Raw genomic sequence first — 21,406 nt, 5'->3', positions numbered from 1 at the left:
CCTATACCCCCCCTGCTGCCAGCGAGCTATGCATCTCTGTGGCAAACTGTTTCTGATACAATCTGGTGTAAACGCCGCCTTGGGCAAGCAAATCATAGTGTGTGCCTCGTTCAACAATTTGTCCTTGCTCCAAAACAAGTACTTCATCCGCATCTTTTATCGTAGACAGTCGATGAGCAATGACGAGCACAGTCCGATTTTTCATCACATTTTCCAGCGCTTCCTGTACCAAAGCTTCCGATTCTGTATCTAAAGCAGACGTTGGTTCATCCAGCAGCAGAATCGGGGCGTCCTTCAAAATCGCTCGGGCAATCGCGAGGCGCTGTTTCTGTCCTCCGGATAAACGAGAGCCTCGTTCCCCCACTTTTGTTTGATATCCTTGCGGCAGCTCCATGATGAAGTCATGCGCATTGGCTGCTTTTGCCGCTGCGATGATCTCGTCTTGTGTCGCATGAATGCGTCCATATGAGATATTTTCTGCAATAGACACGGGGAATAGCGTCGTTTCCTGAGAAACCATGGAAAGATAGCTCCGCATGTCCGTCATATTCCAATCCGACATGGAATGCCCGAAAACATTCAGTCTTCCGTTGCCTGGTTCCATTTGATAAAACCCGCACAGCAATTTCATGATGGTGCTCTTTCCACTTCCGCTGGCCCCTACTAACGCAACGGTCTTGTTCGGATATAGCGTAAAGCTAACATGATCAAGAATCCTTGCCTGCTCGTAGCCAAAAGTAACGTTCTCAAACTGTACAGGAATCGCTTGTGGATCAACAAGAATCGCAGGCTGATCATTTTGTTCGACTGGCTGTGAAAAAATTTCTTGCAGCCGCTTTGCTGCACCAGAAATCTCTTGTACTTGGGCAAACAACACAGGAGCGAGTGAAAGTGGTTCGATAATAAAGTGAAGCAAATAGCTGAAAATGACCAAACTACCCAGATCTAATTCTCCCACCTGAATCAAGTACCCACCATAAGCGACAAAAAACAGGATTGGGGAAGAAAACAATAATATCCCTGGTGCTGTCATCCACGCACGCTTCTTCTCTGCCTGGAACGCATTTTTCAAAACCTGCTTCATACCCGCATGGTATTTACGATACAGGACGCCTTCCAATTGAAAAGCTTTGACCATGTGAATCCCGGAGAGCGTATCCTGCGCGATCGCGTTCGTTTGACCCAGATGGTCCTGCATTTGCTCCGAATATTTTTGAATCGGTCTGCTCATCCATCCTGTGATTGCGATAGCGACAGGAAGGATTGCGACGCTGAAGATAATTAACTTCCAATTGATTGTCAACAATAGTCCAAGAGCTCCGACAAAAACAACTGGCAAATAAAAAAACTGGAAAAAATGCTTTTGCAAAAAACTTTGCAAGATTTGGGCATCCGTTGTTAAGCGCGAAACGAGATCGCCGGAATGATATTTATCCATAGTGGACATGGGGATTTTTTCAAGATGAGAAACCATGCTGTTTTTCAAATCTCTCATGGCTCTTGAACTGAATCTAGCTGCCGAATACGTGATGAAATATTTTGAGAGAAAGCCGACAATGGTCAGACAAAAAATGATGAGAGCAATACTGACCAGCTTGTCGAAGTTGTTCGTATGTTCAACCATGGTTTTGATCAGGATTCCCATCCAAACGTCTGCCACAGCCACAAGGAGCGAGGCAATGATACAGATCAAGACCCAACCTCGATAAGGCTTTACATATGAGAGTACCCAGCCAAACACGGGCTCTTTCTTTCTGTGCTGAGCTTGCTTGGTAAAAATCATTTGCTGCTCCTCTCCAAGGATGTATTGGATGAACTCCCCTTGGAAAACGCGTTCCCAAGGGGAATCATCACAAAGCCGCGATCTTATTTCAGAATGAACAGCTCTTGCAGGATGTCTCGGAGGATAGAGGCATTCATCGACACGTAATTTCCTCCCAACATTCTGGAGTGAATTCCGTACCCTTCGTACGTCAACAGTCGTTTCGTAGCCTGTGTCCAAGCTGCTTCATTCCATTTGACTGCGACCAAATCTTCCTCGCCCGATTCCAGCTCTGATTGAATGAGATGGATCGCTGCGTTCGTTGCACCCGTATTGATCAGTTGATTGTGGTACATCACGTAGTTGACCGTTTTCCGAATGAAGCTTTGCTTGACGAATTCATTGGCAGCGTACAAATTGAAGTCTTCTTGCGTCATGTTGAACATCTCGATGTTCTCTCCAATTTCGGCAAATAACTGGGCAATGTCACTTTCCGTTTCCGCCAAAGTCCTCTCCATCACCTTGTCTTTCCAGTACGAATCGAACAAGATGAGGTCGGTCACGACATATCCTTGGTTCTCCAGTTCTTTTGCGACTTCAAAAGCCAGATTGCCTCCCGAGGAATATCCCATGAGCGTATAAGGTCCTTTTGGATCAATCGCCACGATGGCCTTGATGTACTGCTCAAGTCGATTGTCTTCTTCGATGAAATCAAAGCTATGCAGGGAAACGCCCTTGATTTCGTCGGCAAGCTTCTTGTAATAGACACTTTGGGCTCCAATCGGCGTAAAGCAGAATACCTTTCTCGCCGCCTCTTCATTTAAGAGAATGGCACCACCGGAATTGCCTTCAAAGTTCTTGTGCGTGATGAAATCCGCTACCTTCTCAATCGTTGGATGCTGGAAGATGAGGTTCAACGGCAGTTCAATCTGCATGTACTCATACACCTTTGCAACCAATAGCGTTGCTTTCAATGAATGTCCACCCAGTTCAAAGAAATGGTCAGTGATGCCGATCGGGTCTATCCCCAAAACTTCCTGCCAAATGGCAGCCAATTGATGTTCAGTCGCAGTCCTTGGTGCCACAAACTCACGTGTGGTCGCATCCGATGGCTTTGGCTTCGGCAACGCTTTGCGATCCACTTTTCCATTGGCCGATAGCGGAAGTTGCTCCAACTGAACAAAATAGCTTGGAACCATGTAAGCAGGCAGTTCCTTCGCCAGATGCCTTCTTAACTCGGAAACGGATATCTCTTCTGTTGTGACGAGATAAGCGCAAAGATACTGTCCGGCCGTTACGTCATCCTCTTGCACAACCACCACTGCTTGATCGATGCCATCGTAAGCGAGTATGGTGCTCTCGATTTCCCCGATCTCGATGCGGTACCCTCTCACCTTCACCTGTTCATCAGCCCGGCCGATGTAATCGATCGTGCCATCTGTCCGCCATTTCACCAAGTCACCCGTTTTATACATGAGCTCCCCTGGCACAAACGGATTCGGAACGAACTTTTCTTGTGTGAGCTCTGGTTTATTCAAATAACCTCTAGCAAGTCCGGGTCCGCCGATGCATAGCTCTCCCACTACGCCGATCGGTTGCAAGTGATGTTCCGTATCTACGATGTAAACCTGCACATTGGCTAGCGGTCGTCCAATCGTGATATCCTGCCCTGCTTCAATCGAACGAGAGATGGTGGTGACAACGCTGTTTTCGGTCGGACCGTATTCATTGTTGATCTCGATTGCTGGATGCTTTTCTTTCGTTTTTTGCACAAGCTGCGGAGGCAGTTTCTCGCCACCCAATGTCACGCAACGCAGAGGAGAGAAGTCGGCAGCAGTCGAGCAATCCAGAATCGCCTGGAACAGACTCGGTACACCGTAATAATGTGTGACTCCCGCCTGGGCAATCAGCTTTTTCAGCGCTACCGGATCTTTGGCTTCTTCCTCTCTCGGCAAGACGCAAGCAGCACCTCCGAGAAGCGGAGCGAACAAGCTGGCTACAAATCCATCGAAGGCAAAAGAGAATACCTGCAACGCCTTGTCTCCCGGTCCGAATCCATACTCATCTCTTCTCCACTGCAAGCAATTAACGATTCCCTGATGCGGAATCATGACGCCCTTCGGCTTACCGGTCGTACCCGATGTATAGATCACATAGGCGAGATCGGTCGGTTGATTGAGTGATGAGAGATTGGAGCCATCCATCTCCACATCAAGCTCTGCGTTCAGATCAAGCCAGTCAAGCCCGCTCGACACGCGAGACAATAGTTCTGACAAATGAGATTGGCAGAGAAGCAGTGCTGCGTTGCTGTCCGCAAGCAGGTACTGGATGCGTTCTTGTGGATACGCTGGGTCGATTGGTACATACGCTCCGCCTGCCTTTAAAATACCGAGGATGCCAATGATCATCTCTGGTGAACGCTCCGCCATGACTGCTACCAGACGATCAGATCCGACTCCCTTGGTGCGCAGAACTCTTGCCAGTCTGTTGGCCTGCTCATTGAGCTCGCTGTAAGTCAGTGACTGACCGTTAAAGAGAATGGCTTCCTGATTTGGCGTCTTCGCGACTTGCTCTTCGAATAATTGATGCAGCGTTTTGTCTTGTACATAGTCAACAGCTGTATCATTGAACTTCTCAAAAATTTGCTGCTTCTCCTCCGTCGAGAGCATGTCGATTTCACTCAAGCGGATATTCGGATTTTGTACAACGATTTGGGCAATAGCCATGAAGTGGTTGCTTAACCGTTGAATTGTCTCTCTTGTAAACAAGCTTGTGCTGTACTCCACGCCTATGCGAATCTCTTCACGCTCTTCTGTGGCAATCACCGTCAAATCAAATTTGGAATGGTTGCCAGCCTGATCAGTCATGAACGGAGCGAGTGTCAAGCCGCGCAATTCGATAGATTCATCCGTGGTGTTTTGCACAGTAAACATCGTGTCGAAGAGCGGATTTCTACTTAAGTCTCGCGGAATGTCCAGTTTTTCCACCAGCTCCTCAAACGGATAATCCTGATGAGCGTAAGCATCCAATGCATTCTGCTTGACCTCCAGCAACAATTCGGAGAATGTTTTCCCAGCATGCGGCTTGTTTCTCATCGCCAATGTGTTGACAAACATACCTACGATTGGTTCCAGATCAGCATGGGATCTGCCTGTAATCGGTGTGCCTACGATGATGTCCTCTTGCCCGGAATACTTGGAAAGCAGTACGTTGTACGTCGCGAGGAGTACCATGTACAGTGTCGTTCCCGTTTCTCGAGCCAGCTGATTCAAGCCTTCCATGAGTTGTTTACCAGTTCCGATGGCATACTGATCCCCTGCAAAATTTTGAATGCTTGGTCGGGTGAAATCCGTTTGCAGGTTCAGCACCGGAATGTCGTCTGCAAACACTTGAGCCCAGTACTCTTCTTGCTTGTTGAAGGCATCGGATCGGAAAAGCTCCTGTTGCCATACGGAGAAGTCTTTGTACTGGATTCGCAGCTCTGGCAAAACATCCCCTTGGTACAACCTCACTAATTCAGACAGGAGAATGCCGGAGGATACACCGTCGGAAATGCTATGATGCATGTCGGTAAAGAGCACATGACGATCGTCTCCGATATGCAGAAGACGGACGCGAAGCAACGGCGCTACCCCCAGATCGAACGGCTGAACAAGGGATGAAAGAACCCCATGTGCCTGGTCTTCTGTGATCGTTGTATAAGAAAGCTCAAAAGAAACTTCCTCGTGAATCTTCTGAACAGGTTCTCCATTTACAACGGCAAAAGACGTACGAAGACTTTCATGTCGCGCAATCAGCTGCTTAAACGCTGTCTCTAATCGTTCCGGTTCCAGCTTTCCTTCGATCAGCATAGTGGATGGCATATTGTAGCTGATGCCGACTCCCTCGAACTGATGGAGGATATACATGCGCTTTTGAGCAGATGAAACAGGGTAATACTCTTGCGCAGGTGCTGGTTGAATCGAAATGACATATCCTCTTGCTGTCTCTTCGATGTGTGCAGCCAATTGCTGAATCGTCGGTTTTTCGAACAAAGCACGAAGTGGAATATCGACTTGATATTCGTTATGCATGCTCGAAATCACACTCATCGCACGCAGGGAATGACCGCCAATTGCAAAGAAATCATCCAGAATTCCTACTTGCTCCACATTCAGCACTTGCTCCCATACGCGAGCCAATTGTGCCTCCAATTCGGTACGAGGTGCTACGTACTCTGTTGTTCTAAGCATGGATACATCTGGCGCCGGCAAGGAACGTCTGTCGATTTTCCCATTTGCGGTAAGCGGCAGCGCTTCAAGCGTTACGAAATACGATGGAATCATCGCTTGAGGCAATTCTTTCAGCAATTCCTTACGTATTTGTGCTGTGTCGATCTGATGTTCAGCGACCATGTACGCGCATAAATACTTTTCTTGTCTGTGATCCTCTCGTGCGATGACAACTGCTTCCAAGATTCCGTCCAGCTTGCGTAGTTGTGTCTCGATTTCGCCCAGCTCGATACGGACACCCCTGATTTTCACTTGATGATCGTTACGACCCAGGAATTCTACATTGCCATCCGCTCGCCATTTCGCCAGATCACCCGTACGGTATAAGAGTTCACCTGGTACGAAAGGATTCGGTACGAACTTCTCCTGCGTCAGCTCAGGTCTGTTCAAATAACCGCGAGCAACCCCTGCTCCACCAATGCACAACTCACCTACGACTCCAACAGGTTGAAGGTTCAATTGTTGATCCATCACATACATCTGCATATTCGGCAGCGGTTTTCCGATCGGTACTGTTCCCGAGCGAATAGATGAGACATCTGTTTCTTCGTAATAGCTGGAATCAATGCACGCCTCTGTTACGCCATAACTGTTAACAATGCGCATCGTCTGGCTGAATCTGGCGAGCAAGGTCTTGAAGTCTTCTGCCGGACAACTGTCTGCTCCGAGAATCAGGAGCTTCATCTGACTGATGTCGAGCTTATTTTCGTAAATGTAATGCATCAACGGCATGATCAAAGCTGGTGTCGCTTCAAAAATAGTAATTTCATACCGCTTGATGATTTCGTACAAGGAAGCAGGGTCCATTTTGACCTCATTCGGGCAAATAACTAGTTGCCCTCCTGTCAGCAATGCTCTGGCAAAGTCGCCAGTCGATACGTCGAAGGCGAAGCTCGCCATTTGCAGCAAACGAACCGGGAAGGAATCCAAGTGATACTCATCCTGCCATGCAAACGCGACATTCGCATAGCTTCGGTGCTCGATCACGACCCCTTTTGGCTTGCCAGTCGTACCGGAAGTATAAATGATGTAAGCAGCGTGTTCCGGCAGTGCCACAGGCTCCAGATTGCTCGCTTCTCCCTGATACAACCCCTCTGTATCCAGATAGAGCGTTTCGTAAGGGAATGCAAGCTGTGTATCCATCTTTTGCAAGGTAAGGAACAGCTTCGCATCGCTATCTTCCAAAATGAATGCTTGACGCTCCAACGGATAGTCTGGATCAATCGGGACGTATGCGCCGCCGGCTTTCAAAATACCGAGCGTCCCTACTACCATGTGCAAGGAGCGGTCTACCATGATGCCGACATTGCTCTCTGGCTTGACTCCCATTTGGCGCAAAACACGTGCGAGTTGGTTCGCTTTTTCATTTAATTCCCGATACGTTAGCTGCTCATCCTCGAAGATGACAGCCACCTGGTTCGGTGTTTTTTCGACCTGCTCTTCGAATAGCTCCTGGAACGTTTTATTTGTTGGATAAGTGGCTTTTGTTGCATTGAAATCATGCAGCATTTGCTCCATCTCATCTTTTGACAAAACATTGATCTCAGCGAGCTTGCGATCTGGATTGGCAATGATCGTCTGTAGAAGATTGACGTAATGAGTAGCCATGCGGTCGATCGATTCTTTTGCAAACAACTTCGTGCAATAATTGAACTGCACGAGAAGCTCATCCTGTTGTTCCATCGCATCCAGAGCGATATCGAATTTCGCGATCTTGCCATCTACCGGATAAGCGGACATGTTGAGTCCATCAATTTCGAATGCTGAGGAGTCCGCAAGCCCCAGACTGAACATCGTATCGAACAATGGATTTCGGCTTAAATCGCGCCGTACTTGCAACTTATCTACGAGATGTTCAAACGGATAATCCTGATGTTCAAACGCTTGCAGCGCATTTTGTTTTACGTCACCCAAAAACTCGCGGAAGGTCAGGTTGCCTCCTGCCACATTTTTCAAGGCAAGCGTGTTGACGAACATGCCGACGATTCGTTCCACATCTGCGTGGGATCGACCTGCAATCGGTGTACCGACAACGATTTCTTCCTGTCCTGCGTATTTGGACAGCAGCACATTGTAGGCCGCCAAAAGCACCATGAACAGTGTGGAGCCCGTATTTGCAGCGAGTTGTCGCAACTCCGCAAGCAAGTGCTTTCCTGTACCGATCGCTACCGTGTCGCCCTCGAAGCTTTGAACAGTAGGTCTTGGGAAATCATTTGGCAGGTTGAGTAACGGAATCTCCCCTGCAAAGACATTCGTCCAATAATCCTCCTGTTTTTGGTAACGCTCAGACTGGGACAGCTTCGTCTGCCAAGCAGCAAAATCTTTGTACTGGATGCGCATGTCAGGGAGCTGCTTTTCTTCGTAAAAGCTCGCAAACTCCTTGGCGATGACTGCAAGCGATACACCATCGGAGATAATGTGGTGCATATCCATGAAGAACAAGTGTCGTTCTGCTCCCAGCTTCAACAAGTGAACCCGGAACAGCGGAGCCACCTCGAGATCAAACGGCTGAACCAACTCCTGAATGCGTTGCTCTACTTGGTCTTCTGTCGCCTCGGAAATACCGATGAGCAGCGTGACATCCTCATGGACTCGTTGCACGGGTTCCCCGTTTTTCGAATGGAAGGATGTTCGCAAGGATTCATGTCGTTTTACCAGTGTTCGGATCGCATGTTCAAAGCGTTCGTAATCCAGTTGGCCATCTATGATCAGCACATTTGGCACGTTGTAGCTGATCCCGCTTCCTTCAAACTCATGCAGGATGTACATTCTTTTTTGAGCGAACGAGACTGGGTAAAAGTCTGCTTGCTCTACTGGTTGAATGGTCTCGAACTGTTCAATTTCACTCGCAGTGATATAAGCAGCCAGCTCATGGATCGTAGGAGATTCAAACAGTGCTTTTAACGGAAGCTCTACCTGAAATGCTTTATGCACCTGCGTGATTACATTCATAGCCTTCAGGGAGTGACCACCTAGTTCAAAGAAGTTGTCGTGTATGCCTATCGGATGAATGCCGAGAACCTCTTGCCAAATTTCAGCCAGCTTCTGCTCAGTTGCGTTTTGTGGGGCGACATATGTGGAGCTCTGTACCCGATCTCCAGATGGTTCAGGCAAAGCTCTACGATTGACCTTCCCGTTTGCCGTCAAAGGCAGCTTATCCATTTGAACATAGAAGGATGGAACCATGTAGCTAGGCAATTCTTTGGAAATAGCCTCTCTCAGCTCTGCAGCGTCGAGTTCCTCTTCTGGAACAAAATAAGCGCAGAGAGCTTTTTGGCCGTTCGTATCACCCATCACCGTAACGACTGCTTCTTTTACCTTTTCCAGATTGGTCAGAACGCTCTCGATTTCCCCAAGCTCGATCCGATATCCTCTGATCTTTACCTGTTGGTCGATACGTCCCAAATACTCAATCGTTCCATCCGCCTTCCATCTCGCCAAATCCCCTGTGCGGTACATGTTTTCACCAGAAACAAACGGATTCGGAACAAACTTCTCGGCGGTTAATTCCGGCTTGTTCAAATAACCTCTGGCTACCCCATCTCCACCTACGCACAGTTCACCTGGCACCCCGATTGGCTGCGGCTGATTGTAGCGATCCACGATATAGGCAGTGGAGTTCGTGATCGGTTTCCCAATCGGAATATTGTCTTCGAATTCCTTCTCAATCAAATAGCATGTAGAGAAAGTTGTGTTTTCTGTCGGGCCGTATCCGTTCCAAATTTCCAAAGCGGGATGGGCGCTGTTCACTTTGTTGATGTGTCTTGGCGACAGTGCTTCGCCACCGACGATTAACGCACGCAAACCTTCAAACATCGCCGGGTTGTCTTGCGAAAGCTGATTAAACAGTGGTGAGGTTAACCACATCGTTGTAATCCGATTCTCTCGCAGGAAGCTGCCCAGCTTCTCCGCATCCAACAGAATATCCTTGCTCACGAGGAACAAGCCAGCACCATGCAACAGAGCTCCGAAAATCTCAAACGTCATGGCGTCGAAGCCAATGGCCCCCGTTTGAATCATGCGATCTTCTTCGCGTACCTGAACGTAATTCGTATTTTTGACCAATCGGGTGACATTGCGATGCTCGACCATGACACCTTTTGGTTTGCCCGTTGAACCCGACGTGTACATCACATAGGCCAAGTCTTTGGCGTCATTGAAATTGGTCAGGTTGCTGTCATCTTCTTGCTCCAGACTCTCGTCTTCCAAAACGATTGGAATGAGACCTTCTTCGACGAGATGCAGCAGATGTCTTTGAACAAGGACAACCTTCACGCCGCCATCTTCGAGCATGTAAGAAATGCGCTCACCTGGATGCTCTGGGTCAATCCCCAGGTAGGCTCCTCCTGCTTTTATGATCCCCATAATGCCTGTGATCATCTCGAGAGAACGATCTGCCAACAAACCTACAACGCTGTCTCTTCCCACTTCTAATCGGCGAAGAGCACTTGCGATCTGATTCGCTTTTTGGTTCAGCTCCCGATACGTCAGTATCTGTCCGTTCATCACAACCGCAGTATGCTCGGGTGTTCTTTCTACTTGCTCCTCGAACAGCTCCTGAATCGTGCTTTCGCGTGGATACGCGGCAAACGTGTTGTTGAACGCAACAGTTACAAGGTGTTTTTCTTCCTCACCGAGCAAGTTGATTTCATGCAACGCCGCTGTTTGGTCCGCAATGACTCCTCGCAGCACCTGGAGGAAATGACCTGCCATTCTTTCCATGGTGTCTCTTTGGAACAATTTCGTGGAGTATACAAGCCCAAAATGAATTCCTGTCTCATCCTCATGCGCTTCCAGTGTAAGATCGAATTTGGCGTTGCCTTGCTGCCCATCTCCGGAGTAGGCTTCAAATTTCAGCCCATCCAGCTCATAAGCTTTTTTGTCCAGATTTTGCAAAATAAACATGGTGTCAAACAGTGGGTTTCTGCTGAGATCCCGCTGGATTTCCAGTTTTTCGACCAATGCTTCAAACGGATAATCCTGATGGGCATATGCTTGCAGCGTATTCTGTTTGACATCTTCCAAAAATGCCTGGAACGATTTCGTTCCTTCAGGATAGTTTCGCAAAGCCAATGTATTGACAAACATCCCCAAGACTCTTTCTACATCCGCATGCGATCTACCGGCAATCGGCGTTCCCACTACGATGTCTTCTTGGCCGCTGTATTTGGAAAGGAGTACATTGTAAGCTGCTAACAAGACCATAAACAGCGTGGTTTGGTTCTCATGGGCGAGCTTGTATAAATCGTCCATCAGCGTTTTGTCTGTCTGGAACGTAATGCAATCTCCCTCAAAGCTTTGAACCAGCGGTCGAGAATAATCGGCGGGCAGATTCAGTACCGGAATGTCACCCGCGAAGGACTTCAACCAGTAGTTCTCGTGCTTTGTATAGATGTCTGTTTGGAACAAATCAGTCTGCCAGACTGCAAAATCTTTGTATTGAACAGTAAGCTCTGGCAAATATTCGTTTCGATACAGCTTCGAGAATTCTTCCATGATGATTCCGACAGAGACGCCATCCGAAATGATGTGATGCATATCCATCAGGAAAAGATGTCGCTTCTCTCCCAATCTGAAGAGTCCGACCCTCAATAACGGAGCCTTCTCCAGATCAAATGCTTGCACAAATGATTCGATGGTTTGCTCGATCTGGTCTTCGGTCAAATCCTCATAGCGAACATCCAGCTCGACTGTCTCATGTACACGCTGAACAGGCTCGCCATTCACTGTGTGGAAGGATGTCCGCAACGATTCGTGTCGCTTGACCAGCCCTTGTATCGCGTTTTCAAAACGTGCATAATCCAGATCGCCTTCAATAAACATCACGCTTGGCATGTTATAGACTGTGCCTGTGCCTTCAAACTGGCGCAGGACGAACATCCTCTTTTGTGCAGAAGAAACGGGATAATACGCTTGCTGCGGTACAGGCTGAATCGGTATATGCGTGTCTTTCCCACTTGTCTCGATATACTGTGCCAATGCTTGGATGGTAGGTGTCGCAAAGAGCACTCTGAGTGGAAGCTCGACTTGATACTCTCGATGGATCAGTGCGGCGAGCGACATGGCTTTCAAGGAATGCCCGCCTATCTGGAAGAAGTTGTCGAGGACACCGATTTCGCTTAGTCCAAGCACCTGTTCCCAAATCTCCACCAGCCTGCTTTCCACTGGACTTGCTGGCGCCACATATTCTGCTCCCATTACAGGTCTGCCTTCTGGTTTCGGCAAGGCTTTCCTGTCAATCTTTCCATTTGGAGTAAGCGGGAGATGATCGAGCTGGATCAAGTACGCAGGAATCATGTAAGACGGCAAGCTTTGTGACAGATACGTCCACAGATTCGAGACTTCAAGCTTTTCTTCCGCCGTAAAATAAGCGGCAAGCGACGTTTGGCCCTGTTGATCTTCATGGACAATCACGACAGCCGAAGTCAGCTTTTCAAAGGAGAGCATAACCGACTCAATCTCGCCGATCTCAATCCGATATCCCCTTACTTTTACCTGTTCATCCAATCGACCGATAAATTCAATCTTTCCGTCAGGGAGCCACTTTCCTAGATCTCCCGTCTTGTACATGCGCTCGCCTTCCAAATACGGATGAGAAACGAACTTCTCTGCTGTGAGTTCCGGCTTGTTCCAATATCCACGCGCCAAACCGTGGCCACCGATGCAAATTTCCCCGACGACGCCGATTGGCTGTAGCTGATGGAATTTGTCCACGATATAGATGCTGGTATTGGAAATAGGACGTCCGATCGTTATCGTAGAATCCAGTTGCGAAATTCGCTGCCACGTGGCGACGACACTGCTTTCTGTCGGACCGTATTCATTGGCGATGACCAGTTGCGGATTCTGCTGGTTGCTCTTCTCAACGAGCTGAGCAGATACTTTTTCGCCCCCTAGTGTGACGGTTTGCAGGGAGCTGATATCCGCAGCAGAACCGCATTCCAATATCGCTTGGAATAAACTTGGCACGCATGTCATTTGGGTGCATCTCGCAGTTGCAATGAGTCTTCTGAGAGATACAGGGTCTTTGGCTTCTTCATCCTTCGCCAAGACGGCGGTTGAACCGGAAAGAATCGGTGTAAAGAAGGAAAGAACAAAGCCATCGAACGCAAAGGACAGGGGCACCAGATTTCTATCCTTGACGCTAAACTGATACTCCTCTTTTTTCCACAACACGCTGTTGACAATGCTACGATGCTCAATCATTACTCCTTTTGGCTTGCCTGTTGTCCCCGATGTATAGATGACATAAGCCAAATCGGAAGCGGATTGAATCGGCTCGAGATTCGAACGGTTGGGAGAATAGTTCTTCTCTTCCTCCAGATACAAGCATTCCACCCTCACACTAGAAGCCAGCTTAGCTCCAAGATGTTTTTGGGTAAGCACCAGACGGGCTTCGCAATCCTCCAGCATGTAGGCCACACGATCTTCCGGATATTCGGGATCGATAGGCACGTAGGCTCCACCTGCTTTCAAAATGGCCATGATTCCCACAACCATTTCCACAGAACGGTTTGCCATGATACCTACGAATTCGTTAGCCTTTACTCCCCGTTCACGCAAGGTAACGGCAAGCTGGTTTGCTCGCTCATTCAATTCCAGATAGGACATCTGCTTATCGCCAATTTCAATCGCAGCAACCAGTGGTGTTTTTTCCACTTGCTCTTCAAACAGCTCATGCAATGTCTTGTTCTGCGGATATTCCGTATGCGTTTTGTTGAATTCTACTAACAAGCGATGCTTTTCTTCATCAGAAAGCATCGTAATTTCGGATAAGGTAATGGTTTGTTGCTCAATAACGGCATGAAGGATTCGAATGAAATGTGCCGCTATTTTTTCAATCGTCTCTCTTGTAAATAATTTGGTGCAGTAATCAAGGCTAAAAATGATCTCCTCATCTTCTTCGTACGCCTCTAATGACAGATCAAACTTGGCCTGATTCACTTCGGCCATATAGGGTGTAAAGGTCAGTTGCTCCATTTCGAACGGCTTCTGATCCATATTTTGCAAGATAAATACGGTGTCAAACAAAGGATTGCGGCTCAGATCCCGTTGAATGTTCAGCTTATCGATCAGCTCATCCAGTGGATAATCCTGATTCTCAAAGGCTTTCAGCGTATTGTCTTTTACTTCTGCCAAAAAGCTAAGGAAGGTCTTAGCTCCCACTGGCTCGTTTCGCAATGCCAGTGTATTGACAAACATACCGATGATCGAATCCGTTTCTGCATGTGACCTGCCAGCGGTAGGCGCACCAACAATAATGTCCTCTTGTCCAGAGTATTTGGAGAGAAGTACATTGTAGGCCGCCAGCAAAACCATGTAGAGCGTAGCTCCTGTACCATGGGCAAGTTGATTCAGTTCTTTTTTCAAAAGGGCACCGGAGCCGAAAACAAAACGCTCACCCTCGAAGCTTTTCACAGAAGGTCTCGGATAATCCGTTGCAAGATTCAATACAGGAATTTCTCCCGTAAAGGCATCGATCCAATAGGCTTCCTGAGCAGCAAACTCCTCCGTCTCGAACCATTGATTCTGCCAATGGGCATAGTCCTTGTACTGAATGCTCAGTTCTGGCAGCTCTTCCCCGTGATAAAGCTGAGCAAGCTCTTGAACTAAAATGCCAATCGATACACCATCGACGACAATATGGTGAAAATCCAGCATGAAAAGATGGCGTTCCGGAGCCAGTTTGACAAGTCCAGCGCGCATTAGTGGAGCTTTTTCCAAATCGAACGGTTGAATAAATTGCTCGACGATTTGTTTGAGCTCTCCCTCTATTGACTCCATCAACGAGATTTCCAGCTCGACATCTTCATGTACGCGCTGAACAGTCTCTCCTTTCATGGAATGGAACGAGGTGCGCAGAGATTCATGGCGTCTCACCAAACTTTTGAGAGCTTGCTGCAAACGCTCTGTATCCAGCTTGCCATCGATGTACAAGAGGCCCGGCATGTTGTAGCTGATACCAGCACCTTCCATTTGTCGGAGAATAAACATTCTCTTTTGTGCAGAAGACACGGAGTAATACTCCTGCTTTTGAACAGGTTCAATCGTCGTATACTTGCCTTTGCCAGCAGTCGCGATATATGCTGACAAGTCAGCAATCGTAGGCAATTCAAACAGTGTTTTCAACGGCACATCTACTTGAAGGGTACGCTGGATCAAAGAGATGACGTTCATCGCCTTCAAAGAGTGTCCGCCCAACTCGAAGAAATGATCGTGTACCCCGATTGGGTTTACGCCAAGTACACTTTGCCAGATGTCTGCGAGCGTGGCTTCCACTTCATTGCGCGGCGCTACAAACACGGCTTCAGATGAGATTGCTCCCTCAGGTTGAGGCAATGCTTTGCGATCCACCTTGCCATTTGCTGTGAGCGGCAGCTTCTCCAGATAAACAAAATAAGAAGGAACCATATAAGCTGGCAAATGGGACGCCATATAAGCTCTCAGGTCGGCTGTCTTGATTTCCCGATCGGAAACGATATAGGCGTACAGGTTGTTTTGCCCTTTTTCATCTGGACGTGCAAGGACAATAGCCGTTTTTATCCATTCATGCTGCAAAAGCCTTGCTTCGATCTCACCCAGTTCGATCCGGTGGCCTCTGATTTTGACCTGATGGTCGATGCGTCCGAGATATTCCACGTTGCCGCAGGCTAGGTACCTTACCATGTCTCCAGTGCGGTACATCCTACTCCCCGGTTCAAACGGATTGTCAATGAAGCTGGCTGCTGTCAGTTCTTCACGATTCCAGTAGCCGCGGGCCAAACCATCGCCAGCAATGCACAGTTCTCCTGGAACCCCTATAGGCTGGAGCTGGTTGCTCGCATTTATGACGTACAAACGGACGTTATCAATCGGTTTGCCAATGGGAATCACACCATACTCCGGCAAACGAGGGCAAATCCAGTATGTCGCATCAATCGTGGATTCTGTAGGGCCATAGAGGTTAATCAACTGGGCCGTTTGCGTCTGGTAAAAGCGCGAAACAAGTGCAGGTGTTAGTGCTTCTCCACCGCAGAATACGCGTTGCAAGCTCGTGCAAGAGCTCCATCCCGGTTCGGTCATGATCAGGTCCAGCAAGGAAGGGACCATCTGTAAAGTTGTGATCTTCTCTTCCCTGATTATGCGAGTCATGTACTCGATGTCTCGATGTCCGTCCGGCTTTGCCAGTACCAGGCGTCCCCCCGTAATCAGTGGCAAATAAAATTCCCATACGGAAGCGTCGAAGGAAAACGGCGTTTTTTGCAGGACAGCATCCTCTGTACGCAGTGGGAAGGCATTCTTCATCCACAGCATGTGATTGCAAATCGCTTGATGCGCGATCATAACCCCTTTGGGATTTCCGGTCGATCCAGATGTATAGATGACATAGGCCAAGTCATCCCTGCCATTGACATTGTCAAGATTGGTATCGTCACCTGCATATATCGCTTCATCGTCTACGTCGATGATTTCTCCTGCATACTCTACTGTCTCTTTCAAATGACGCTGTGTCAGTAGAATCGGAGCTTTGCTGTCGCTGAGCATGTATTGGATTCTTTCTGGCGGGTAGGTAGGATCAATTGGCGTATACGCACCACCTGCTTTTAAGACAGCCAACATGCTCACGACCATCCCGATGGAACGGTCTACCATAATTCCGATCAATGTATCTGGTTGCGTTCCTTTGCTCCGAAGCAAACGAGCTACTTGATTGGCCCGCGCGTTCAACTGGCGGTAGGTCAAGGTGTATCCGTCATAGGCTACAGCTACTTGATCTGGCGTAAGCACTACTTGCTCTTCAAACAATTGATGCAAAACCTGATCTGTGGAACGTTCGACAAAAGTATCGTTGATGTTTAGGATGAGAGCTCGTTTTTCTGCTTCTGTCATCATGTCGATTTCTGCTAACTTGGCATTCGGCTGTGCAGGAATGGTACGCAAGATTTCCAGATAATGATGGGCCATTCTTTGGATGGTTTCTTTCTTGAACAGCTTCGTTCCAAATACGAATTGGAATTGAATGTCGGATTGCGATTCACTCGCATTCAAAGCAAGATCGAACTTTGAAATTTTGTTAAACAACTCATACGGAGCTGCTGTAAGCTGCTCGATTTCCAGCGACTGCTGATTTGCATTTTCCAAAGAAAACATGGTATCAAACAAAGGATTTCGGCTAATGTCACGTTGAATCGCCAGCTTTTCCACCAGCTCTTCAAATGGATAATCCTGATTGTCATAGGCCGCCAGCGCATTTTGTTTCACTTCTTGCAAGAATTGGGTAAAGGTTTTGTCGCTCGCAGGCTGATTTCTCATCGCCAACGTATTCACAAAGATCCCCATGATGTTTTCCACGTCGGCATGGGAACGACCAGCGACAGGCGTGCCTACAATGATATCCTCTTGGCCGGAATACTTGGACAGGAGCACATGATAAGCCGCGAGCAAGACCATATACAGGGTTGTTCCCGTATCTGTTGCCACCTGGCGCAAACGCTCCGTCAATTCTTTTCCTGTGTCAAAAAGCACAAGATCCCCTTCAAAGCTTTGAATGGTTGGACGCGAATAATCAGTCGGCAGATTGAGCAAAGGTATTTCATCAGCAAACGTATTCAACCAGTGGAGCTCCTGCTTCTTGTACACATCCGTCTGGAACAGCTCATTTTGCCAGGCAGCGAAATCCTTGTATTGGAGAGGAAGAGGCTGCAAGGCTTCCCCTTGGTACGACTTGGCAAATTCACTCAGCAAAATTTGGGACGAAACACCGTCCGAGATGATATGGTGCATGTCGAGCAGGAACAAATGACGGTCTTTGCCCAACTGGACCAAGCCTGTTCGAATCAACGGAGCGATTCCGAGGTCAAAAGGACGGACGAAATCTCGCATGATCTGCTCCGCCTTGTCTTCCGTAGACTTCAGCATCAGGATTGGGATTTCTACCTCATCATGGACTTTCTGTACAAGTTCGCCATCGATACGGTGGAAGGAGGTGCGCAAGGCTTCGTGGCGCTCCGCCAGTCGTTGGACAGTGCTCGCAAAACGATCGTAATCCAGCTTTCCCTCCAGCAGCATTGCACCCGAAATGTTATAGCTGATGCCACTTCCTTCAAATTGCTGAAGAATATACATTCTTTTTTGAGCAGAAGATACGGGATAAAATTCTTTGACCTCAACCGGTTGAATGGCTGTGTACTTGCTTTTCCCCGATTTCGAGATAAAGGCAGCGAGCTCGGATACGGTCGGATTCTCGAACAGTGCCTTTACTGGCAAATCCACTTCCAGCGCTTTGGAGACTTGAAAGATAACTGTCATGGCCTTCAGTGAATGCCCGCCCAAATCAAAGAAATGATCGTGAACGCCTACTCGGCTAACCCCCAGGGCCTGTTGCCAAATCTCAGCTAATTTTGTTTCCGTTTCATTCTGAGGAGCGACGTACGCTGTTCCAGTAGTAACTGCACCGTCAGGCTTCGGCAATTTCTTCCGCTCTACTTTTCCATTGGCTGTCAGCGGAATTTCCTCCAAACGGACAAAAAAGGACGGGATCATGTAGGAAGGAAGCGTACTTCCCAGATGCTCTCGTAGTTCAGACACGGTCAACTCCTGCTCGGAAACCATGTAGGCATAGAGCACATTTTGACCACTGTCATCCTTTTCAGCGATAACGACGGCTTCCTTGATCCATTCATGCTGCGTCAAACGCTTCTCAATTTCGCCCATCTCAATCCGATGCCCACGAATTTTGACTTGATGGTCGATTCTTCCCAAGTATTCCATCTGGCCGTCGGGCAGCCATTTCGCCAGATCGCCTGTTCGATACATTTTGGTCCCCGGACGGAACGGATTATCGATGAACTTTTCCTGGGTCAGTTCTGGTCTATTGAAATATCCTTTAGCTACGCCATCTCCAGATATATACATTTCACCAATGGAGCCAACGGGTATTGGCTGCATGGAGGAATCCAGCAAATAGAGCTGGACATTGTCTGCGGGGACTCCGATTGGTACTGATTCTTGAATGGGTTTTTCTGGGTCATACAAATATATCATGCAGCCCACAACTGTTTCGGTAGGTCCATACTCATTGAAAATCTTGACATTCTGTCCAAAGTTCTCATAGATTCTCTTCGCCAATTGAGTTGGCAAGTTCTCACCACCGACAATAAACCGTCTGATGCTGCTCTTCCTGCCGTCTATTTCTTCTATCAGCTTCAGATGAGTGGGCGTCAGCTTGATGATTCCCACTTTATTGTCTTGGATGATGTCTAAAATGACCTGTACCTTGTCTGCTCCTCTGTAAACATAGATGGTGTTGCCCGAAATAAGTGGTGTGAAAATCGAGGTAACGGTCAAATCAAATGAAATGGAAGAGTAAAGCGGAAAGTCTACAGCTTCGCCCTCGACATACACCTTGTTGGCCCACCAGATGTAATTGACCAAACCTTGATGGGTAATCATCGCCCCTTTCGGATTCCCGGTGGAGCCAGACGTATAGATCATGTAAGCCAAATCATCCGGTGTGCACTCGGCAACAAGATTCGTGCTGTCACCTTCATACAAGGAGGGATTGTCGAGATAAAGGATATCCCCTTTAAACTCGATTTTTTCTTGAAGCTGAGACTGCGTTAAGAGAATCGTCGTTTGACTGTCTTCCAATAAATACTGAATTCTCTCTATCGGATACTCTGGATCAATCGGCAAATAGGCTCCGCCTGACTGTAAGACTCCCAAGATTGCCACAATCAACTCCAGCGAATGCTCCGCCATAATCGAGACGATACTGCCTTGGGTAATTCCTCTCGCGCGAAGAGCTCTGGCCAACTGGTTCGAACGTTCGCAAAGCTCCTGATATGTAAGGCTTTCATCCCCGCAGACAGCCGCTATTTTATTTGGCGTTTGGCCTGCTTGCTCTGCGATGAGCTCAAAAATCATTTTGTCCCGCGGATATTCAGCTGCTGTGTCGTTATAAGCTACCAGCAATTGCTGTTTTTCCTCATCCGTGATGATCCCGATATCTTGAAGCAGCACATCAGGGTTGTGAATGACTTGGTCGATGACGGTTTTCAAATGGCCTTCCACTCTGTCTACGAATGCCTGCTCATAAACCGCTGCATTATAGCTCAACTTCACATACAATTCGTTCCAAGGTGCGATAGCTACTACTACGTTAAAATCATAGGAGGTCTGCTCTTCTCCGTTTTCAACAGTGAACTGAAAACCTAGGGAATCCTCCATGTGCTTCAAGGAATTATCCGGGTAGTTTTCAAACGTCACCAAATGATCAATCAATTCCTGCTTCAGTTGTGTTTTACTCTGAATCTCATAAAGAGGGGCAAAATCATAGGCAGCAGACGACAAGGCCTGCTTTTGAACAGTCTTAAGCAGCTCGCTGAACGATTGCTGTCCGTTCGTTTGGATTCGAGTTGGAATCGTATTAATGAACAAGCCAACCATGCTCTCAATGCCTTGGATCTGGGGAGGACGACCAGATACAACAGAACCGAATACAATATCGTCCGAATTTTTGTACTTGCTCGCCAAAATGCCCCAGAGGGATTGAACTACACTGCTCATAGTGGCCTGATTTTGATTGGCAATTTGCATCAATTGCTGCGTCTTCTCAGGAGATATGGTGAAATGAGAATCGATATGCAGATAAGCACGATCCTCCGCCACATGCTTCTTCTTGGGGAAATCAGCCTGATGGTCAAAGCCTTCCAGGTAATTTTCCCAGTAAGTGAGCGCCTCCTCTTTGTTTTGCTTATCCAGCCATTTGATGTATTCGCTATATGGTTTGGTTGCTTCCCGTGGAATTGGCTCCCCTTTATAAAGGGCCGCGTAATACGAGAGCAGTTTATTGAGCAATACGCCCAATGACCAACCGTCTACGATGATATGATGGAACGCCCAAACGAATTGAAACTTGTTCTCCTCTGTTTGGAAAATCGCTGCTTTCATCAAGCTATCTTTTGTCAGGTCAAACGTATGATGCTGACGCGTATACGCTTTTATGTAATCGTTCAGATCATTTACAGGCAAATGAGTAATGTTTTCGAAATGCACAACTGCTTTTTTCTCTTTAAAAACAACCTGTCTGGGACGCTGCAGGTTTTGATACACAAACACCGTTCGCAATACCTCGTAGTTTTCTACAAGCTTGTTCATGCTCTCTTCAAAGGTAGGCAGATGAAAATTTCCTTGGATCGTTGCGGACATCTGGAGGCAGTAGGCACTGCTCTCTGAATCTTTGATAGCATGAAACAACATACCCTCTTGCAATGGAGTTAACGGATAAATTTTTGCGATATTTTCCTGCTTTTTCATTACGCACCTCAACTCTGTTATTGATAGATTCAAAGAGGGTTCCTCCAATAAAAACTCTCTTGCCCAGCTTTTATTG

At 47.7% G+C, this 21,406-nt stretch carries 2 protein-coding genes; both read right to left on the bottom strand.

The window, feature by feature from the left end; translation table 11 throughout:
- Position 1: 1 nt before the first annotated feature.
- The gene (locus C7R94_RS08410) at positions 2-1,783 is read right to left on the bottom strand and encodes an ABC transporter ATP-binding protein (protein ID WP_106779931.1); all 1,782 of its coding nucleotides are present in this window, start codon (positions 1,781-1,783) and stop codon (positions 2-4) included.
- Between the two features lie 83 nt (positions 1,784-1,866).
- Positions 1,867-21,351, bottom strand: coding sequence for a tyrocidine non-ribosomal peptide synthetase TycC (gene tycC, locus C7R94_RS08405; protein ID WP_255576728.1), 19,485 nt, complete (start codon positions 21,349-21,351; stop codon positions 1,867-1,869).
- Positions 21,352-21,406 lie beyond the last annotated feature (55 nt).

Source organism: Brevibacillus sp. NRRL NRS-603 (assembly GCF_003013445.1).
GTDB lineage: Bacteria > Bacillota > Bacilli > Brevibacillales > Brevibacillaceae > Brevibacillus > Brevibacillus formosus.
Note: the sequence above shows the minus strand (reverse complement) of the source record. Positions and strands in the feature narration are given on the sequence as shown.

Excerpts from the sequence above, each read along its gene's own strand:
- C7R94_RS08410 (WP_106779931.1), bottom strand. The coding sequence starts at position 1,783 with ATGATTTTTACCAAGCAAGCTCAGCACAGAAAGAAAGAGCCCGTGTTT.